General features: G+C 46.5%; 20 protein-coding genes. 11 read left to right on the top strand and 9 right to left on the bottom strand.

What is annotated here, in order from left to right; all coding sequences use genetic code 11:
- Positions 1–480 precede the first annotated feature (480 nt).
- On the bottom strand, positions 481–2,100 hold the full coding sequence (locus FH871_RS11825) for a PAS domain-containing sensor histidine kinase (protein WP_138991639.1): 1,620 nt from the start codon (positions 2,098–2,100) through the stop codon (positions 481–483).
- Between the two features lie 751 nt (positions 2,101–2,851).
- Here FH871_RS11825 and FH871_RS11820 point away from each other — a divergent pair.
- From FH871_RS11820 to FH871_RS11805, 4 genes are all read left to right on the top strand, one after another.
- Entirely contained in the window at positions 2,852–4,846 is a 1,995-nt protein-coding gene (locus FH871_RS11820) for a PAS domain S-box protein (protein WP_138991638.1), read from the top strand.
- Between the two features lie 129 nt (positions 4,847–4,975).
- Positions 4,976–5,365 (top strand): response regulator, encoded by a 390-nt coding sequence (locus FH871_RS11815; RefSeq protein ID WP_138991637.1) that lies wholly within the window; start codon positions 4,976–4,978, stop codon positions 5,363–5,365.
- Positions 5,366–5,450: 85 nt separating this feature from the next.
- Positions 5,451–5,882, top strand: a complete 432-nt coding sequence (locus tag FH871_RS11810) for a response regulator (protein WP_138991636.1) — start codon at positions 5,451–5,453, stop codon at positions 5,880–5,882.
- A gap of 142 nt (positions 5,883–6,024) precedes the next feature.
- Entirely contained in the window at positions 6,025–6,366 is a 342-nt protein-coding gene (locus FH871_RS11805; RefSeq protein WP_138991635.1) for a hypothetical protein, read from the top strand.
- On the opposite strand, the gene FH871_RS11800 is transcribed toward FH871_RS11805, so the two are convergent.
- Entirely contained in the window at positions 6,367–7,635 is a 1,269-nt protein-coding gene (locus tag FH871_RS11800; RefSeq protein WP_138991634.1) for a phage integrase SAM-like domain-containing protein, read from the bottom strand.
- A 75-nt stretch (positions 7,636–7,710) separates the two neighbouring features.
- Here FH871_RS11800 and FH871_RS11795 point away from each other — a divergent pair, with 75 nt between their 5' ends.
- The 3 genes from FH871_RS11795 to FH871_RS33470 are packed head-to-tail and all read left to right on the top strand — an operon-like array spanning position 7,711 to position 10,003.
- Entirely contained in the window at positions 7,711–9,009 is a 1,299-nt protein-coding gene (locus FH871_RS11795; protein WP_171062827.1) for a site-specific integrase, read from the top strand.
- A 2-nt stretch (positions 9,010–9,011) separates the two neighbouring features.
- Complete coding sequence (locus FH871_RS11790) at positions 9,012–9,611, top strand: Uma2 family endonuclease (protein WP_138991632.1); 600 nt, start codon at positions 9,012–9,014, stop codon at positions 9,609–9,611.
- A 20-nt stretch (positions 9,612–9,631) separates the two neighbouring features.
- Positions 9,632–10,003 carry a hypothetical protein gene (locus tag FH871_RS33470; RefSeq protein ID WP_212768221.1) on the top strand — a complete coding sequence of 124 codons (372 nt, stop codon included), beginning with the start codon at positions 9,632–9,634 and terminating at the stop codon, positions 10,001–10,003.
- Here FH871_RS33470 and FH871_RS11780 read toward each other — a convergent pair.
- Positions 9,986–10,249, bottom strand: a complete 264-nt coding sequence (locus FH871_RS11780; protein WP_138991631.1) for a hypothetical protein — start codon at positions 10,247–10,249, stop codon at positions 9,986–9,988. The two genes, FH871_RS33470 and FH871_RS11780, sit on opposite strands and share 18 nt — an antisense overlap.
- 145 nt (positions 10,250–10,394) lie before the next feature.
- Entirely contained in the window at positions 10,395–10,823 is a 429-nt protein-coding gene (locus tag FH871_RS11775) for a response regulator (protein ID WP_138991630.1), read from the bottom strand.
- A gap of 751 nt (positions 10,824–11,574) precedes the next feature.
- Between FH871_RS11775 and FH871_RS11770 the strand changes: the two genes are divergently transcribed.
- The gene (locus FH871_RS11770) at positions 11,575–12,183 is read left to right on the top strand and encodes a cupin domain-containing protein (RefSeq protein ID WP_229317227.1); all 609 of its coding nucleotides are present in this window, start codon (positions 11,575–11,577) and stop codon (positions 12,181–12,183) included.
- Between the two features lie 624 nt (positions 12,184–12,807).
- On the opposite strand, the gene FH871_RS11765 is transcribed toward FH871_RS11770, so the two are convergent.
- The gene (locus FH871_RS11765) at positions 12,808–13,275 is read right to left on the bottom strand and encodes a response regulator (RefSeq protein WP_138991629.1); all 468 of its coding nucleotides are present in this window, start codon (positions 13,273–13,275) and stop codon (positions 12,808–12,810) included.
- Positions 13,276–13,680: 405 nt separating this feature from the next.
- On the opposite strand from FH871_RS11765, the gene FH871_RS11760 reads away from it, so the two are divergent.
- Positions 13,681–13,935 carry a hypothetical protein gene (locus tag FH871_RS11760; protein WP_138991628.1) on the top strand — a complete coding sequence of 85 codons (255 nt, stop codon included), beginning with the start codon at positions 13,681–13,683 and terminating at the stop codon, positions 13,933–13,935.
- Positions 13,936–14,071: 136 nt separating this feature from the next.
- On the opposite strand, the gene FH871_RS11755 is transcribed toward FH871_RS11760, so the two are convergent.
- Entirely contained in the window at positions 14,072–14,815 is a 744-nt protein-coding gene (locus FH871_RS11755) for an SDR family oxidoreductase (protein ID WP_138991627.1), read from the bottom strand.
- Between the two features lie 92 nt (positions 14,816–14,907).
- On the opposite strand from FH871_RS11755, the gene FH871_RS11750 reads away from it, so the two are divergent.
- The gene (locus FH871_RS11750) at positions 14,908–15,246 is read left to right on the top strand and encodes a helix-turn-helix domain-containing protein (RefSeq protein ID WP_138991626.1); all 339 of its coding nucleotides are present in this window, start codon (positions 14,908–14,910) and stop codon (positions 15,244–15,246) included.
- 141 nt (positions 15,247–15,387) lie between these two features.
- Here FH871_RS11750 and FH871_RS11745 read toward each other — a convergent pair whose 3' ends face one another.
- Positions 15,388–15,738: a hypothetical protein gene (locus FH871_RS11745; RefSeq protein ID WP_171062826.1), complete on the bottom strand. Its 351-nt coding sequence runs from the start codon at positions 15,736–15,738 to the stop codon at positions 15,388–15,390.
- 10 nt (positions 15,739–15,748) lie between these two features.
- On the opposite strand from FH871_RS11745, the gene FH871_RS11740 reads away from it, so the two are divergent.
- On the top strand, positions 15,749–16,633 hold the full coding sequence (locus tag FH871_RS11740; protein WP_138991624.1) for a DNA/RNA non-specific endonuclease: 885 nt from the start codon (positions 15,749–15,751) through the stop codon (positions 16,631–16,633).
- A gap of 445 nt (positions 16,634–17,078) precedes the next feature.
- On the opposite strand, the gene FH871_RS11735 is transcribed toward FH871_RS11740, so the two are convergent.
- Positions 17,079–18,587 (bottom strand): hypothetical protein, encoded by a 1,509-nt coding sequence (locus FH871_RS11735; protein ID WP_138991623.1) that lies wholly within the window; start codon positions 18,585–18,587, stop codon positions 17,079–17,081.
- Between the two features lie 105 nt (positions 18,588–18,692).
- Positions 18,693–20,195, bottom strand: coding sequence for a DUF3987 domain-containing protein (locus FH871_RS11730; protein ID WP_138991622.1), 1,503 nt, complete (start codon positions 20,193–20,195; stop codon positions 18,693–18,695).
- Positions 20,196–20,198: the final 3 nt, after the last annotated feature.

Genomic DNA, 20,198 nt, shown 5'->3' with positions numbered 1-20,198 from the left:
CACTCTACACGTTTTATTCCTGACTGAAGTGCCGGGGATATGCAGCTTCAACCATAGGAATGGGGTAAAGTTAAGACAGGGTCATCCCTTTTACGCCCATGGAATAATTCTGACTCAACAATACTTCATATTAAGTACACAACTTACTCATATTCAATTAATTACTTAATTTTGATTATTTTCTAAGAAGCGAATAATTGTTTTTGAGTAACTAGGTGACGCTTCAACTTGTTAGATTACCTTCAGGGTACAATTATGGTAGTTTCAACATATAATTTCTCAAGGAGCTGTTTGATTTGCTCGAACACGCTCCTTTCGGCAATCAGATAGTTGTAGTAGAACTTAGTAAATAATGCCATAATACGCGAGTAAGTAAGTTACTTTTTGGCGTAGAGGAATTGGCTTAATAGTATACTATAATCAATAGCTGCGCTTTTGTTTGCATATAAACACAAGGGCTTTCATTCTCAGTATTAACCCTCACACTCTGATTCCTAGAGTAGACTTGGGCAACCTGACGGTACATAGAGTATAACAACCTTCTTCACTTTCAATAGTAAGCTGTCCACCATGCATCTTGACAAAGCGGTGCGAGAGCGAGAGCCCTAATCCAGTACCGGGGTAAAGGCTCGTATTCGTAGCCCGGTAAAAACTTTTGTTGACGTGCTTGAGCTCGTGGGCTGGAATTCCGATTCCGTAATCTTTAACGGCTATGATCCATCCATTCGGCGTTTCCTCCAGTTTTACTTCCACAGCCCTATCCGAGTCGGCCGAATACTTTAAAGCATTACTCATCAGATTTTCCAATATTTGTTCCAATAACATGGGATCAGCCCACAGGAACACCGTTTCTCTTCCACTAACAAAATTCACTCGCTCGTAAGAGGGATCATGCTGTCGTTGCTGGTGGATCAAGTTTCGACAATAGGATACAAATTCCAATTGTTCTTGATGAATCTCAACCTGGCCTGATCGAATCCGTTCATTGAACAGCACTTCCGAGATGAGCTTATTGAGCCGGTGAATATCCCGACCAACCTGCTCTGAATACGCCACCACTTTTTGAGCAAAAGTTCGATCATGACATCCTTCACTTAACCGTTTCATGGCCTCCGATTTCAGGTAAATACTGGTGAGCGGATTGCGAAATTGGTGGGAAACCAGGTTCACAAACTCCGTCTTGAGTCGATTCAGTTCACGCTCGGTTTCCAGGGCTTTGCCCACTTCCTTTTCAGCTAACCGGATCCGAACTAAATCGATATCAACCTGATCTTTCGCTTCTTGTAGACTACTCAGCTGTTTCTCCATTTCTAGTTGAGCTTGTTTCTGCTTGGAAACATCCAGACAGATCCACAGCACCTCATTCTCCAGCTTATAAAATGTTCCATCAATCCAGATATCCAGCCCATAGGCGATGTAGTGCCCCGTAAGGTGCTGTGGATGGCCCGAATGGTAACAGGCGATTAACTTTTGCCAAAATAGATTGCCTTCGATGCCAGCGAACTGTGTTTTCAGGGAATACTTCGTTTGCTGCTCCACTGTTTGGGCACTGGTGGCTGCATTGGCGGGGTTAGTTAGTTTGTAGATAAAATCAGTGAGCTGGCCTTGAGAATTAAAAGTGGGTTCTAACAGGGCAATACCCGCCGGTGATTTTTCGACGATCATCATCAACAACCGTTCCTGTTGGTGCTTTTGCTGCTGAGCACTTTCGTACTGCTTGGTACGGGTCAAATCATGGATAATTTTTACGAAGCCTGCCAACTGGTGTTGATGATCATAAACGGGCGTGATAATATGGTTCGCCCAGAAGGAGTCATGACCCTTCTTTATTTGCCAGCCTTCATGCTCGAATCGTCCCTGCTGAAGGGCTCGTTCTAATTCCTCCTTAAATTTGGCTTCCCCTTTTTCAGGCGGGGGATCAAGAATGGAAACCGTTTGCCCAATAACCTCTTGTGTTGAAAAGCCTGTGGTTCGAGCAGCTCCTTCATTCCAGGTCTGGATCAAGCCCTGTGGATCGAGCAAAAAAATACCATATTCCAGGACATTTTCCACAAATAAGCGGTATTGTTCTTCCGTCTGCTGATGAAGGGATAATTTCATGGCGGAAACTACATTTTGCTGAATTCTTTATCTTTATAAATTTATACAATAAATTTATATTATACAATAAGTAGGCACAAAAAGTATTTTGTAGATCTTTCATGATAATGCTAAGAAGGGAGAAGAGTTAGATATTGTGAATGTGTATTCGCTTTTCAAACAAGGTCAACAGAGGCTACTGTTAAGGCTGATAAGCTCGGAATTGGTAGCATGACTTACCGACTAAAGTAACATAAGTTTGTCTGGGCTAGCGCTATTGAACTTAATGGAAAATATTTATCTTGACTCCTCTTTCACACCAAATCCTGTCATCCACGTAATGCTAGTCTGTCGGAAACTTAATTCCGTTCCATGAAGATATGCCCGAACGGTAACGAGTATCAATTTTTGATTACAACTAGTCTTTACGAGTTGAAAGCCTAGGCCCTCCAAAGCAGACTTTACCCTGGATAAACACTCTCTTACACCCAGGTGATGATAAGGTGAAAGTAAATTCTACTTTAATTTCTCATTTTACCGGATCGACTTGCCGGCTTCTTCTGGACTTACGTTCAACCTATACCGTTACTATATAATAGAGGTTTGGGCAACTGTGCATTCTTTCACAGGAAACTTTCGGATGTTATTGAAAACAGGTTGCAATGAGACCATAAAAAAGGATTGCAGACCCGTATGACTACTATTTCGGCATGCATTCATTACTTTGTGATGCTTTCTTTTCCCCAACGGCTTTATAGCCTATGCATCCGTTATGTTCACCCATTTCCACCTGTTACTTCAAAGTGTCAGCGAAGGCGTATTGATGCTGAATCCCGAGGGATATATCACCTATTTCAATCCGGCCCTCACCGCTTTTACGGGCTACACGGCCCAGGATTTGATGAATCAATCGGTTACGCTTCTTTACCCCAATGACGATGACCAGATTAAACTGGAGTACGAGTTGAGCCAGGCCCGAAAAAATGGCAAATTTAGTACCCAGGGATGGAAAGTAAAAAAAGATCAAACGCTGTTCTGGGCAGCGACGACGGTAACGCCCGTTTACGATGAACGAACGACCTTGTTGGGCTATAGCTGCTTCGTACAGGATGCTTCGCTGCAGCTAAAAGAGCAACTCGAACTTCGCCAGCGGGAAGAACGGTTCCGGCTCATGGTCGAAGGAGTAAAGGACTATGCTATTTTTATGCTGGACGGGGACGGAAACATTCTGACCTGGAACGAGGGCGCTCAGCGCACCAAAGGCTATTCGGCCAGTGAAATCATTGGCAGGCACTTTTCCACCTTTTATACCCGCGAGGACCTCGAAAGCCAGAAGCCCGAACGCGAATTGAAGATTGCCAGGGCAACCGGCAAGTACGAAGAAGAAGGCTGGCGGGTTAAAAAGAATGGCTCGCTGTTCTGGGCCAATGTGGTCATCACAGCGCTGTTCAATGACCGCAATCAACTGATTGGTTTTTCGAAAGTGACCCGCGATTTGACCGCCCGCAAAGAGATGGAAGAATCCCTTCGCCTGAGTGAAGAGCGGTACCGCTCCCTGGTGGAGCAGGTAGTCGACTATGGCATTTTCATGATGGATGAAAAAGGCCGCATTGTGAGTTGGAACGAAGGGGCCAAACGCATCAAGGGGTATAGCGAGGAAGAGATCATCGGGAAATACTTTACGATCTTTTATCCTGAAGAAGATATTCTCAATGGCAAACCCGCGCATGAATTAACCATAGCCCGGCAGGTCGGGCGGTATGAAGAAGAAGGCTGGCGGCTGCGGAAAGATGGCAGTCGGTTTTGGGCCAGCATCGTTATCACGGCCATTTACAATACTACCGGTACGCACGTTGGTTTTACCAAGGTATCCCGGGACCTGACGGAACGAAAAAAGGCCGAAAAAGAACTACATGATAGCTATGTTCGGCAGCAGTTGTTGGCGGAGGAATTGAAAGCCATCAATGAAGAACTGGCCGCTAGCAACGAAGAATATGCGGCCCTGAACGAGGAGTTGGAAGAAGCGAATCAGCTCCTGATGCGCTCGAATGAGAACCTGCAGACCTTCGCCTATGTGGCTTCCCATGATTTGCAGGAGCCCCTCCGCAAGATTCAGCAGTTTGGCGACATGCTGAAAGAGCAGCACTGGGAAAAGTTAGGCACCGGACAGGATTACCTGGAGCGCATGCAATCAGCCGCCCATCGGATGTCTTTATTGATCAAAGGTCTGCTTCATTTTTCCCGCATTTCAATCCAGCGGGATCGGAGTACGACCGTTTCGCTGGGTAATTTGGTTAATCAGGTCCTGATTACGCTGGATCTGGCTATTCAGGAATCGGGGGCCCAGGTGAACGTCGGGCCGCTGCCAACGGTTTGGGGTGATGCAACCCAACTGGAACAGCTGTTTCAAAACTTACTGAGTAATGCCCTTAAATTCCGCCGGCCGGATGTGATTCCTCAACTTAGCATTCGTTCAGGCATCGTCCGGCAGGTTGACTTACCTCCTTCGGTGAAGCCTACCCGGCAGGTTGATGAGTATAACCGCATTGATGTGGTAGACAACGGCATCGGGTTCGATGAAAAGTATTTGGGACGCATCTTTCAGGTCTTTCAACGCTTACATACCCAAAAAGAGTTTGCCGGAACCGGTATTGGTTTAGCGATCTGTGAGAAAGTGGTTACCAACCACGGGGGCGCTATTACCGCAACGAGCCAGCCGGGTCAGGGTGCCACTTTTACGGTCTACTTGCCCGTAATCTCACTTTAACCGTAAGCAAATTTAATCATTCCACTACACTTTCTCATTAAAGCAAACAAAGCAGAACATAACCCGTTGTGGTAGAGTATTGTTTTCATCATAAGATGATAAAATTATTTATTTCAACTCTACACGTTAATGGAACTTCCGGTAGTGCTCTTGATTGAAGACGATGAAGATGATTTGTGGATTCTGGAGGAAGCTTTTTCAGTCCTGGAATGGCCGTGTCAGCTAATGACTTTTCGGGATGGCGAATCTGCCCTGACATTCCTCAAAAACACGGCGATATCACCATCGCTGATTTTGCTGGATAATCGAATGCCGGGCCTCGGTGGCCTGGAAGTTCTTTCCCTCCTGCGGCAAATGGCGGGCTTTGAGAATACCCGGGTGATTGTCATGAGTGGAGAGACCCCTTCCTCCTTTGCCTCCAATATTGAACTTATGGGAGCAAATGGGTATTTGCCAAAACCCTCTTCTATGGCTCAGTGGCAGCAAGCTTTACGGCAAATTATTCAGGAACTACCCTAATCAATTAAGACCCAAAGGTAGGTTTAGGGAATTCTAAGCTCTTCCAGCTATCTTTAGCACCGATAACCCTTGCAACACCCTCCTGATGAATACGAAACCCACTTTTGTCATTCTGGCTGCCGAAGATGACGAGGATGATCGCTTTTTATTAAGTGAGGCCTTCGCCCGGCATCAGCCCGGTTGTCAACTCCAGTTTTTCCAGGATGGTCAGCAGCTCCTGGATGCCCTGGCTGAGCAGGAAACCAGTCCGCTTCCTGCCGTTATTCTGCTGGATTTAAACATGCCGGTGTTAAACGGACTGGACACCCTGAAACTACTCAAGGCAGATGTCCGCTTACGTCAGGTGCCGGTTCTGATGCTGACAACCTCCAACCGGGATGAAGATATTGAACAGTGCTATGCTGCGGGCGCCAACGCTTACATGACCAAACCGTCGACGTATTCAGAGTTGGCCCGTCAGCTTGACTGCACCCTGCAGTATTGGTTAAAGACCGTCCAACTACCTTCAGGACGTTAAGGGTGACCGCTGCCTGATTCAACTAAACCTCCGATCAACATATTGCCACTTTTTAACTACCCAACGAACACAGTACAGAAAATCCGAATATCTTACGGGCCCGGTTGATAGCGTCAATTAAACCCGCCTTCCGTATTCCGCAATGACTCGAAAAGATAGACTGGATCGCCAGTCTGAATGTATTTCCGTAGCCCGAACCGTACCAGCGGCCTTCGAGCGGTCAAAGAATCAAACCGGAATCCAGCCAATTACCCCATTCGACCTAACGTCGTACACGCTGTTTTACCATCTGCCAACGGGCGTGGTAACGTTCGATCTGAACTGGAGCCAGGGGGATGCTTTCTCCCCGGCTGAGCAGCAGTACTGCCAGCAAGGCAAGTTAATCGTGGCGGGTTACTTTTCCCAATACGAAATCAGCTCCCTCAATCAGTTTCAACTCGGGGAGCGCATCTACCAGTTCCTGAAATCGGTGAATATGGAGTGATTACCTTATGTAATCTCCCGACCTTGATTCCGAGTCCTGCACCCGTTCCATATTGTCATCGACTACCTCCTGCCAGGTTGTCAGATAATGCCGTTGGAACGTCCTAAAATCCTTCAACCCCAGGATCTTCTGCACCGCTTCCATCCGGTAGCCGCGGTGAATAAACAGTGCTCCTGCCGTTTTACGGCATACTTTGGTGGTAAATCGAAACGGTAAATCCAGCCGACCTTCGATCTTCTTTAGATTCTCATTTAGGCCGGTGAACGAGGGTGCCCGTAAGGACTGCATCCGGGGCAGGAGCCGCTGGGTCTCTTCCAGCAGGGGAATGTGGCAAACCGCCCACTCGGGATACGCCTGATGCACCTGTTTCACTTTCAAGCGCTTCCAGACAATTTTGTCTCCCTGCGGCAAACGGACCAGGTGAGCTTCCGGGCTTTTGGCAATCACGATGGCATCGGGGTAATCCAATCCCGTATAACAGCAAAACAGAGCCCACCAACGAGCCCGATCCAGGGGTTTGGGTAAGTCGAGTTGTTCCAGCGTCTGGAGTTGCACCAACGACAAACAGTGGATCGCTTTGCTCGCCTGCCAGGTCAGCTTCAAAGTACTCAACTTATTTTCGGGGATCAATTCGTTTTCCAGGGCAAACTGGAGAATTTCGCGCACGTTGCCGATCAGTTCCGTTGAATAGTTGATGGCCAGTGGACGAGCCCGGAGCCACTGGTAGTAGTCTTTCGCCCACCCGATGGTAACCCGATTCAAGGGTAATTCGGTCTGGCCGGTGGATTCCAGATACGTTCTCAGATACCGGTAACTGAGTTGCCATTTGTAGAGGGTACCCACGGCCCGGCGCTCCGGCTCGGGCATGGCTAGTAACGTGGTCAGGTATTCATCATAAACGTGGATCAACCGGGGCGCAATGGGTTCCTCGCTGATCCAATGGTGTTGTACGCGCTGGGCATTCACCGGTAGGCCGGCGCGAATCAACGCCTGAAAAATCGAGAGGTGACCCGCCCGAATATCCGAGAGCAATTGACCAACGATGCGCGCTTCGGCGGAGTCTCCATCCGGGCATTGCGTGGTGGTATTCCACAAGGCGGGTAAGATGAAAACACCCGATCCGTAGGCTTCCACCGTGGTCTCATTCACCGTCAACTGGCACTGTAATTCGGCCAGGCCCGGAGGGGAGTGAGCGGCAAAGTCGAACCGTAAAACAAGAGCAACACGGCTGCGAAGGGGTAAGGAAGGGGTTAAGGTCAACGAATCCATGCGGCAAACCTACTAATGAATCGCCGGTTTATTCATATGATTGAAATATATTCGCGCTCATTTTTGTCGAACCCCATGCCCCCACCGTCCCGATTACCACCCCGCCCCTCTCGCCAGCGGGTAAGCCTGAAGCTGACATTTGATTTTCTCCCGAATTCGCAATCGGCTTTTGATGAACTGCAATGCTTTCTGCGCGTCGATGATCAGGATTGGCCACCGTACGGGTCAGGGATCTACCTTTTACGCTCGCTTTGGAATCCTGCTTGTCAGCAGGCCCAGGGACCCACCCGGGAAGCCCGCATTGTCAACCGGTGTCTGTCGGATATTCGGGCGGATCACCGCAGCATCCTGCTGGACTTGCAACGATCAAATCAGGGAGTGTCACCCGCCTTGATTCAACGGTACTGGCTCTCGGGAGAACGAATCTCGGTTCAACTCCTATCGGTGTATGAAGAGTACCTGACGAAATTACACCAGGCCCCGCTACCCGAGCGCGGCTCCCCCGGCACGCTTTACAAGTGGAACCGGGGGTATCACCTCCTGGCCTCGTATTTGAATACGAATCAGCTACCAGATCTGTCGCTGGACGCCATTTCCATTGGCTGGGCAAAAGCCTACTATTCCTGGCTCCGCCAACGCCCCTTATCCGTCGATTCGGCCTCCCGGCACATTGGTCAGATTCGGGAGATTCTGCAATATAGTGTCGAGCAGGAACTGATCGCTCGAAACAAGCTCAGCGAGTTGCACCTAACGGCCGAGCCCGCCAAAACGATATACTGTCTATCTCCCCAGCAAGTTCAACAATTAGGAGAGTTGGTTCTACCCGAACAATTGGACACTGTGCGGAATTGGGGCCTGCTGAGTTGTTACACCGGACTGGATTTCAAAGATGCCGTTAACTTGGCTCGGAATCCGGCGGAACACCTGGTGGAGTTAGCCTTCGGACAAAAGATTGTCATCCGACGGCAGAAATTCCAGGCCGTCCACCAGGCCAGACCCGATTGGGGCGTTTCGCATATTCCCCTCCTGCCCGAAGCCAAAGCCTTGCTGGAGCAGGCTCCTCACTGGCCTGCCGTGACGATTCAGCGGGTGAACCGCAACCTGGAGATCATCCAGAAGATGATGAACCTTCCCTTTCGGTTAACGACCAAGATCTGCCGAAAGACCGCCGGAGCGTTGTTCCTGCTCCGAGGCTACCGAACCGAAGCCGTACAAAAGATTTTAGGTATTCAGCACCTGAGGACCCTGGAACGAAATTATTTGCACATCTTTAGTGAGTTGGTCGATGAGAATATGCAGCGGTTGGGATCAATCAACCGCGCGGAAACCCGGACAACGGAAGAAGAAAGCAATCAATTCTCTATTAACTCCTAACTATGACAACGATCACCGCTCCTTCGCAACTGGATCTGAACAGGCAGTATTCGTATGCTGACTACCTGACCTGGGAGTTTGGTGAATGGTTCGAGATTATTGGCGGACAGTGTTCGGTTTTCAGCCCCCCCGGCAAAACACCTGCTCACCAGCAGGTGGTGGGTCGCATCGGGATGCAGGTAACCCAGAAGTGGCCTGATCCGGCGTATGAAACATGGTCTTTACCCTTGCCACTAATCCTGGGGTATGAAGAGCCCGAAGATAGTTTCAACCTGGTGCTTCCCGATCTATACGTCATTCGGAAAGAATCGCCGAATTACCTGGACGAGCGCGGCTGGCATGGTGTACCGGACTGGATTGTCGAAGTAACCGACGCCCGAACCCAGGAAATAGATCGTTTGGCGAAACACCGCCTTTACCAGTATTTTGGCATTAAGGAATATTGGATTGTTTCACCGGAGAAACGGCAGATCGACCAGTTCGTTTTGAACCCAAATGGGATTTATCAGCCCATAACCAAACAAGACCGTGCAGGCCAACTTCGGGTGCAGACCTTGCCGGCACCGGGGCTGGAGATGGATAGGAATGAAATTTTTAGTTAACTGGCTCTGCCTTTGTTTGCATGAATCGCATCATTGTTTACCTCCTCTCCGCCGTTTTCTTCCTTCTGGCTCCAGCCTCCTGCAAGAAAGCCGATCAGCCGGGTTCGGATACATCCATACCCACCCGCGATGCCAACTTAGCCCTCGGCAACCCCAGCAATGCAAACGCTTCACAGGAAAACAACTACCTCATCGAGCACCCTGCATACGCCCTCAGCTACAACCGCAGCGCCGGTATTGCCAACTGGTGTTCCTGGCACTCGTCGGCCGGACCTGTTTTCGGACTTTTGATTGGTAGAATGAGTTGCTTTTCAGTTCTGAATACCAACACTTTACAGTCCAAAGTTTCAGTCAATTGTCAACAAATCCACGTTTTATGGACGGTTATTTAATATTTTTTTCCATTCTTCCTGAAGCCGCAGAATATAATCCCCCATAGGCTCACCATCAAAAACTTCGATGGGCAATGTTATTTCATTTCCATCAAGCTCCTTTAAACCAGCCGACAGAATGGTATATCCGAGCTTGACATAGTAATTGAGTAGATCAATACTGGCCTCAAGGCGTTCTGAATAAAAAACCAGAGATCGTATATCGCTGTCGTCGGGGTGAAAAACAGTAAAAATAAGTAACAACATTATCTGTCGGTTTATGAGGTGCTAGACCGACAGCATGGAAAACAAGGGCGGAAAAGAGACTCAATGTAAATTGATTAAGCTAAAGTTAATCTATTCAACCCATTAAACAAACCTCCGCATTTTACACACATTAACCAGAAGTTAATCAATATCGAATCAGAGGCTTTTCAGGTAGTTGCACCACCTCAAACCAGTATTCACACAGAATTTCAAGTTGTACGATCATTTCGTCCCATTTATCAGATATTTCAAGGAACGCATTAGCACCCAGCAGGTAGCATTCATGGATTTGTTCGGGAGTTAGGTGACTACTCCATAAGATCACAGGAATGGTTTTCCAATCTATATGGTGCTTGAGTGCGCTTAAAACTTGGATTCCTCCCTGATTGGACTCACGATAGTCAAGCAAGATTAAATCAGGAAAAAGATGACCAATCGATAGAAAGTCAAGTAATGAATCACCGCTGGTGAAAACCTGTAGTCGGTGAGGGCTCTTGATCTGTTTAAAGGCAAGTTGAAGCGTGCTAGCCAGCGCGGTTTCGCCCTCAATAATGAAAATTTGTTTTTGGGGCATCGCTCAATCAAGGTTAGGAACATTTTTAATATCTACCAACTTACTGGGTGGAAAAATAAAGAACCTGCTGTTTTTTTCAAACCATAAAATAAATAAAACGTCCGATATGAAAGTCAAGATCACAAAAAATAAGATTAAGTTTCACGGCTCATTCGGGAAGGGTATAACGCCCCGGCAGATTGCCGAACAATTGAGTATGATCAAGCCTGAAGAATAAAGGCGAGTTCGACGGCATTTGTAACCGTACCGCCTGTGATCGGGACCGGGCTATTTGGTTCAATCACTCGACTGAAAAGTACTACTGTACCAGTTGCGCCCGGTTGATCAATGAAGCCAACCACGCCGACGCTATGCGGATGTACGGCCATGAACTATGTACTTTAACCGAGTCAAAATAACGTCCGTTTTATATTAAGCCCATTTGACGGTTTAGAAAGAAGTACTTCTTATCAATAGCCATATTTGAGTCTATCCATAGACTGATTCAAAAACATCAGGGCGAAGGCAGATGCCCATAGGGTTTATAAGTGTACAAAGACAAATGTCTTTGCACCCTTATAGATTGGAAAATTTCGATCAAAGTCACCTTTGCCTTTCCCTTTGCATCGAGATGGGGGCGGGTTCTAAATTTCATTTTATCCAGGTTTTTTATAAACCATTCGATACGACAAAAATGCAATCTACCTTTTAATAAAAGCTTTACATGTTGACTTTATCTGGAGTGTATCTTTCGTAAGTATCACTTCCTGCTTTGGCATTGGACCAATTCGCCAAAAATGATAGTTTGACTACAATTGGTATGAAACGTAGAAAATTTATTCAGGCCGCCTTGGCAACAGCTCCGCTGACCACGATTGATCCTCCCCTTGCCATCCCGGAGCGAGCGGAAAAAGGCTTTAAAATTTCAAAAGGAGAAGGACGCTATCATGGCCATATCCAACTCAAAGGGGTCAATGCCAATATTCTGGATGTGAAAGTATCTGGAAAAGATACCAACGGTGCGCTGGCCGTATTTGAACAAACTTCGCTTTCACCCAAAAGAGGTACACCTTTGCACGTGCATCCCAATCAGGATGAAGTATTTCATGTTCAGGAAGGCCGTTACGCATTTCTGGTGGGTGAGGATCGCTTTGAACTTCAAACCGGAGACAGTATTTTTTTGCCCCGAAAAGTTCCCCATGCCTGGACGCAGATCAGTGAAAAAGGTCGAATGACCGTAATGCTTCAACCAGCAGGCAAGCTCGAGGAATTTTTTGTAACCATGGCAGGTTTAACGATTGAGCCTTCTCAATCGGAAATATCAAAAATCTTTGCCGACCATGAAATGCAGGTCGTTGGTCCTCCTTTAAAGGTGGATTGACTTCAACAATTTCAGAAATAACATAATTTTTTTGCCAGGATTAGTTGCAAAGGACTTTTAGTAATTCAAAAAAACAGATTATCAAAAATCAAGTTGAACGACTTTTTGATAAACTGTAACTAATTGTCATACTGGATCAGTTTGTCTCGTTCCGCAAGGGGGGCGCTGGTCCAACCAGAACATTGCTTGCCATCCTACAAGGAAAACGTTTTGCGTTTTTTCAGACCCGTATATCAAGATTCCCCTGTTGAGTTAAAAAATGATTGGGATTCATTTCTGAAGTTGCAATCTAACAAATGTCCGAAAAAGAAAATCCGGCCAATAGTCGGATTTGTAGGGGAGAAAATAGGCAGCCCTTGAGGCTTATAATATCTATCGTGTGGATATATACGTAAAAGCGTACGTCTTGAATTTGTGATTCAGAAAAACTTCATACTCTTCATAACAAACCCCGGCCAAATGACCAGGGCTGTTCTCGGAAACGTGTATTCATTTAAGATTACCCCTGCGCATACCTCCATATGGTCGGGGTGCCATACACGCCACTAATATACGTCAACTCTATAAACATCAAATTTTTATTCAATAAAACTTCCGGTATGCGTCCTGTAGCTTTCTAGTTCATTAAATTCTTGAAGGCGCTATAACCTTCTCGATGGTTGCTAAAAGAACATCCGGTTGGAAGGGTTTGATCAAGTAAGGAGTGCGGGAAGACTGTGCTATTGTTTTAGCCGCCATCGGCAGCTCTGCGGCCGACATCAATATGACGGGTATGGCCTGAGGAAGGCCTTTTAGCTTTTCAATTATTTCCAGACCACTCAACTCAGGCATCAATAGGTCCAGCAATAGCAAGTCAGGTGGTCGGTTGGTCTGAAGAAGGCGCAAAGCGTCGCCCCCATTATTTGCAACGACCACCTCATACCCGGCCTTTTCCAGTAGGAGAACCACAAATCGTCGAAAGATCGCGTCATCCTCAGCAAGTAGGATCCGAGGCTTTTGGTTCATTGGTAACATAAAGCTTTTGTTGAGAAAGGTCAGACCTAATGGATTGATCGCCCAATATTGATTAATGATCTTTTCAGAACCAATCATTTACTATAAAATATTATTCATCTATTATTAATATATCATTAAAGTTCAAATTAACCGAATTATGTCAATTTTAACTTTAAATCGGACCGATGACTTAGTACCTGTTGAAGGGCTTTACTTACTGAAAACGTCCAAAAAACGAAACCCGGTAGAATCTACCAGGCTGTAGTTAGAATAAGTGTGTATTAATTTTTCATTCTCAAATGAGCAATTTTGATGCCACTCTGAAGGTCATAATCTGATACAAAAACAAAACCCGGCAAGATTGCCGGGAGCTGTAAGTCGGAAACTTAAATCATTAAAATTCAGGAACAAACCTCCATTTGCCCTTGATGCCACACACGTAATTAAAAATACAGACAATTAAGATACCAGAATTTAATGGGAGCTAAACCTCCGATAACTATGCCACAATTTCAAAAAGGTGCTGTCTTAGTGGAAGCGATGCAGTTCACAGACGAGACAAAGAATCAATGCTTCAACTTCGTAAGCTGTAACAGGTATGCGGAGTTTGATGGAAATGGTCAGCCCGTATTGAGAATCCAAACACCTCACGGCGGAGAGGTTGCGCGTTTTGGGGACTACATCATGAAAGACGAAACCGGATTCTATCCGGTCACTGAATCAGCATTTCTCCAGTCTTACATTCCAGTAAACTAAACCTCCCACTTAAGACGATTGGATCTTCAGGGTTTCTGCTTTAAGAAATAGCTTTTAGGTACACCAGTGCTTGGCTAAAAATTGAAATTACACATGGCCGGAACCCTGTCCGGCCATGTGTAGGCTGATAAATCTATTATTTAAGCATATACTGAATTGATCCCCCGTCAATAGCAATATTAGCACCGTTCACATACCCGGCATCCTCTGAAGCCAAGAACAAAACGGTGTTGGCCACTTCGTCCGCAATGCCCAGTCGTTGAAGTGCACTCCTGGAAGCCAGATAGGCTTGCGTTTCAGTGGTGGCCAGAGAAAGCAAGCCAGGTGTTTGAATCGGGCCAGGGCTGACGACATTCACCCGGATTTTTCGTTCCGCTAATTCATTGACGGCAATATCGGCGATCTTATTCAAAGCCGCTTTGGTGGCCGAGTACACACTGCTTGCTGTACCCGCGGCACTCACTACGCCAGAGGAGGTAAAGATCACCGAAGCCCCATCCGCCAAGTGCGGGATGAGCTTTTGAAGCGTAAAGAAGTGGCCCTTGACATTGGTATTAAATTGCGCATCGAAATCCGCTTCGGTCACATATTGAATTGGGCTATAGATCCCAATAGCGGCATTGAGGTAGAGTACGTCGACGGACTTGCCGCTTTGAGCTACCATATTTTCCAACGCCGTAATTCCGGCCATGTTTGAGGTATCGGCGACCAGCGTTTGTAAGTTTGGGCTATTGATTTCGTCGGCTGCTTTTCGCAGGCTTTCTGCCTTTCTGCCCGTGATCAAAACAGTAGCCCCATGCAGAATAAAGGCTTTTGCTGTCGCTAAGCCGATACCCTGACTTCCACCGGTTATGACGACATTTTTAGTGTTAAAATCCATTGCTTTATTTTTTTTAATTATATCCCAGGAACATTTACTTTGGTAACTAAGTTACCAGAAGTAACGGTATATTTCCGGTAACTAAGTAACTGATGGCTGATCAAGTATGTCACAAAGCAGACATCCGGGCGATCCACGACGCTATGGATGTGTTGAATGGGAAATGGAAGATTTCCATCCTGTCCACAATGTGTTATTATAACAGGCGAAGGTTTTCCGACATATCGACCGATTTGGCGGGTATTTCCAACAAGCAGTTAAGCAAAGAGCTTAAAGAATTGGAACAGAACAAACTCATCGAACGAACCGTCCTGGCAACGCAGCCTGTGACAGTCGAGTATAGTTTGACCGAGTATGGCTGGACCTTACAAGGCATCATTGAGGATTTAGCGAAATGGGGATCAACCCATCGCAAGGTAATCATGGTGTGACCGCTAACAACCAATGTCTCAACTAAAGCTCCCAGCGTGGGACGAATAAGTGCCCGCATTGGGATAACGCAGCCAGATTTAGATTCGATAAGCGACGCTAGCAATGAGCCGCAGCCGTGTTGTGACGCTTGTATTGAGGTGCTATATCTGCTTCGCGTAGCCAAGTCTCAGTAATAGCTTTACCACTGGTGCCATTTTTACTCGTGTAGGCTGCCGCTTTTCGGCTTCTTGTTCAGCGATCTTTTCAGCCGTCAACAGTTTCCCTTCCAGTTCGCCGAAATCGATTTGAATCTCATCGTGAATCGGAATGCCGGATACAAGAGCCAGGATGCGACAGTCCTTTTCGGAGACTTCAACGGCTAACTCGCAGGCTACGCCGTGGGCGAGGAAGGATTTTGAATAACTTTCCATGAAACGAAGATAAGGCTGTAGGGTAATTCTCACGACGGGCAAGAGAATTAAAACGCGGATCTGCTTATTTTGTCGATCCATCCACACGTCTATGAACCGCATCGTCGTTTACCTCCTCACTGCCGTTTTCTTTCTTCTTGCTCCTGCCTCCTGCAAGAAAGCCGACCAGCCGGGTCCGGACTCTTCTAGACCCACCCGAGACGCAAATCTTGCCCTGGGCAACCCCAGCAACGCAAACGCCAGCCAGGAGAATAATTACCTTATCGAGCGTCCAGCCTACACCCTCAGCTACAATCGCAGCACCGGTATTGCCAACTGGTGTTCCTGGCATTTGTCGGCCGCCTGGAAGGGCTCAGCAAAACGGTACGCGGGACTCTTTATTCCGGATCAGGCGTTACCAAATGGCTGGTACCAGGTAAGACATGATGATTACACCCTCAGCGGCTTCGACCGTGGACACCTCTGCCCAAGCGATGACCGGGACTCAACGGCGGAGGAGAACCGCACCACGTTTTTTATGACAAACATCGTACCCCAGGCTCCCCGCCATAACCGCGAAAGCTGGAACCTGCTTGAAGGCTACACCCGGAAGCTCATCGCCGACGGCAACGAAGCGTATATCATTGCGGGGACGTATGGGAAAGGTGGCATAGGCGATAACGGAAAGGCCGAAAGTATCGCAGGCGGCAAAGTCGCCGTCCCCTCTGCGCTCTGGAAGGTGATTGTAGTCCTACCAGTAGGAAGTGACGACCTTAACCGGATCAACGCTCAGACGCGGGTTATTGCTGTGTTTATACCGAATACCAACGCCTTCGGCGAAATGCCCTGGAGTGATTTCCGGGTCAGCGTCGATGAGATTGAGCGGTTAACCGGGTATGATCTGCTGGCTAATGTGCCAGATGCGGTCGAGCACGAGATTGAAGGGCAGTCGGATAAGGTGACGGTGCAGTCTGTCTATCTGTATCCAGATTGGTAAATAATAACTGTGACAACTTCGTTCCCTTTACCTGGGCGTAACTCTATTCAAGTCCGTTACAGCGTAAATGTGATTCGAATCTAAAAAAGCCATTCGAGCCTCAAACTGGTAGCGAAAATTACCGGTTTACCCGACGCCATCCTTAATTATATTTCAAAATAATTTTACTTTTTAGCCAGGCAATACCGAAGTTCATAAAATTTGATGTAAAGAGGAAATAGTTTGGACAATATCGGCTATAAATAAAATCAATAAATTTATCAATTGATCGGATTTTTACTACAATAACACCTAAACTATTTCCTCATAAACCAGAAAATATTTCTGCAAGGCAATCTGAACTAATTTCTTTTTTATATTAGCTCATTTTTAGACTATTTAAGACATTTAAAACTCAAAACATACTCTGTATCAACTTTAATAAGATAATCGATTCTAGGGGTATTTATGAAGCTTTTACGGCATAATCCAAACTCTCTGGTATCCACACTTCTGTTTTAAGGTCAGGAACGACTCCAATTGCCCTCTCAAGCTCCTCGATCATCGTGTGTTTTACATACTCAGCATACTGTTCAGTCGTGGCTAGGCAATCATGGATTGAAAAGAGAGGCACTTCAGGATGTTCATGCGTGATTCGGGAAACAATCCGGTTCAGGAAAACTTCTGCCTCGATCGACTGCAAGAGTAAAGCAAGTGTGCGATGGCTCTCTGATTTGAGCAGGGTAAGACACGCTGAGATTTGTGGAAACACCCGCTCGAACGCCTGCTTTCTTTCTACGATGAAGGATCTCCTTTCATCGTTGCGGGAAAAAAGTACCGAAAAAACCATATTTTTAAGTTGCTGTCTAGACTTTACTTTCCTGTCAGTTATACGCTCAACCTCTTGACCTAAATACTCATAGAATTGCCCTTTACTAATACTTTCAATAAACCTCGTTACTTCTACCAATAATTGCGATTTATCTTCTACTATCTCAACTTTTTCAGGCATTTTATACAAAGTAGTTAAATGATTACTTTCTGAATCTGCGCACATAAGGGTACAGGGGGGAGAGGGAGGGGAAGCATTACTATTAGTAACTATAGTATATACTAGTATAGCAGCAATAATTTCATCAGATAATAAGCCCTGAATATCTTCTGGCAATTGCCTTAAATAAAGCATTTCAGCACTTTCTATTGGTTGATAAAACGCTGTTTTAAGCAAAACAGTCGAAAAGTATGGCTGTGAACAGCTTAGGTCGATACCCACTAATGGCTCTCCTTTATAAGTCAAAAAGTTACGTAACTCTTTTTTTAAATTGGTCAGCGGCGAATGAAACCGATGCCCGCGTTGATCCACCCGAAACTTACCAGACTTCTCGACCAGGTGATTGATCATCGTTTGGTAGGCACTATACCGACTAGCTGCTTTCTCTCTTACCTTTCGTTCCGGTGATTGCGATTCTTGTTCATACAACTGATCGATATATTGCTGAGCTTGTTGTTGGTCAATCTCCAATCCTTCAAAATGGCGAATTAAATGCGGGTACTGCTCATTGGCTACTCGGTCTAAAGCGTGTTCAAGCATTGTCGGCCTAACCAGTTTTGGTGTCGTTAACTCCTCCATTACTGTTCTGACTCGGTATGGCTCTGTAAAGCGGTAGGCTCTTGACTTAAAACCAGCCGTGTAAGAGTTATCGCTCTCCAATACGCCAACTTCTAACAAGTACCGCAGGTAATGTTGATAATCCCGTATCTTGGCTTTCAGCAGAACTGAATACAAAGGAATGAACAAAGCATCGTCAGCTTCGTCGGTGGCCAATAATCGATGGTCGTATGCCGGTAATTCGCTGATTAACCCAATGATGTATTTGAGATTTTCGATTCGTAACGGAACTTGTGGAGGATGTTCTTCTAGAAGCTGCTCCAGGTTTAGGTTTTCCGGTAGTAAGATTATTTTTCTCGTTGTCATTGCTCTGTTTTATTGTATTGTGAATAAATTCATTAGCTTACTAACTTACCGAGTTGCCAACTACCACTTCAAAAGAGCAGGTTGGCAACCCGGTAAGATGCCTACTTATGTTTTTTGGTAGTGACCGTAGCGGGGTTGCATCAGCAACCCTTCGTTAACGAGTCTGGCTAAATAGTTCCCCACCGTTCTTTCACTGACTGGTATGCCACCACCGATCGCGACAGCTTCGTCTCTGGTGAATTCTCTTCCACTCGGCAAGAATTCTAATAACCTACGCCGATCCGTTTTTCTGCCCGAATTTCTTTTGTTAGGTAACCCATCGTAGGTTTCCATGGCGTGCGCATAAAAGATTTTAGCCAGTTCCAACGCTGCTTCAAATTCAGAATCTACACAGGTCAATTTCCCCTCTCGGTAGCTCCCAAATGGTAAGCGGTGAATTGCACTCAACACCATCGCGATTCGGAAGGTCATAAGGCCTAATCTTTTGACGATGCTGGTTGCCGAGGGCCCGAATCGAATCATGCAATCCTCCCATAAACTTCTTTGCTGATCGTTGAGAAGCTTTTCTTGCTCCGGTGTCAACGCAAACTTAATGGGCTGATTCCCCAAGGCCTGAAGTTGATTGGCAACCTGTTCGCCTAGTTCGGTAAACTTCCCCTCTAAATCGGCCTCACCCGCTTCTGAATTATATTCCTTCAACTCGGTTTCCTCGCTAAAACCATAATGCAATACCCGGCTATACATCCCATCGTTCACCGAAGGCATTAACTCGTTCACCTGCCCGGGAACCGCCGTCAACAACATCGACACGCGAGGTCGAGGCACTTCGATATACATTTGCTTAGCCGTTATACGACCGGAGGCAAAGGGCTCGTGATGGAACGCCATTAAGAATAGGTTGGTATGATTTGCCCAACCCTGTTTCAGCGTCTTGGTTAAGGTGGCCGCTTCCGTCTCACAGACGATTCCACAACCTCCGTTTTTCGCTAAGAGGGCAAGAAACATTGCAGAACTCGTATCAGCGGGGATTAATAGAAGGTACGGCAATTCTGACTCCTCAGCCTGGTTGGTTTCTTCTTCTACATTCTGAAATGGGTTACCATTTGACTGCTGGATTCGTTTGTGCCAAGGTTCCACTAATTGCCGGGCATATACCATTGATCCCTTCCCACTGGCAGGAGGTGCAGAAATTAATAGGAACAAGTTGCTGTGGACTCTGCGCCCCCGGTAAAGCCCTGACACATTGTCAAAGCAACCACTGAATAAACCCAGCATAGAAATTAGGACAATGTCCCTCTCCCTGGGATCAGAAAAACAGGCCGCAACATGTCTCATTAACACGGGCAACTTGGGGATTACTTCATCAGGAATGGTGGGACTAGCATCCTGGCTTAACTTAACCTTCTTTATATCAGAATTGAGTCTTAAAAAAGCTAAGATATCTTCCTTCGATTTTCTGGCAAGGAACTCGGCTATGAACTCTTCCCGATCCCCTGTCCAATCGATATTTGTATTGCCACGAAGTTCGCTTTCCGCCGATTCTTCGTCCCTATTCTCATCCTCCGATCCATTAACAGCTAGCTCCTGCTGAGGTTTGCTGTCTGGCATGTT

Source organism: Larkinella sp. C7 (assembly GCF_006149005.1).
In the GTDB taxonomy this organism is placed as follows: Bacteria; Bacteroidota; Bacteroidia; order Cytophagales; family Spirosomataceae; genus Larkinella.
The sequence above is the reverse complement of the archived record's forward strand: the minus strand, read 5'-3'. Positions and strand labels throughout refer to the sequence as shown.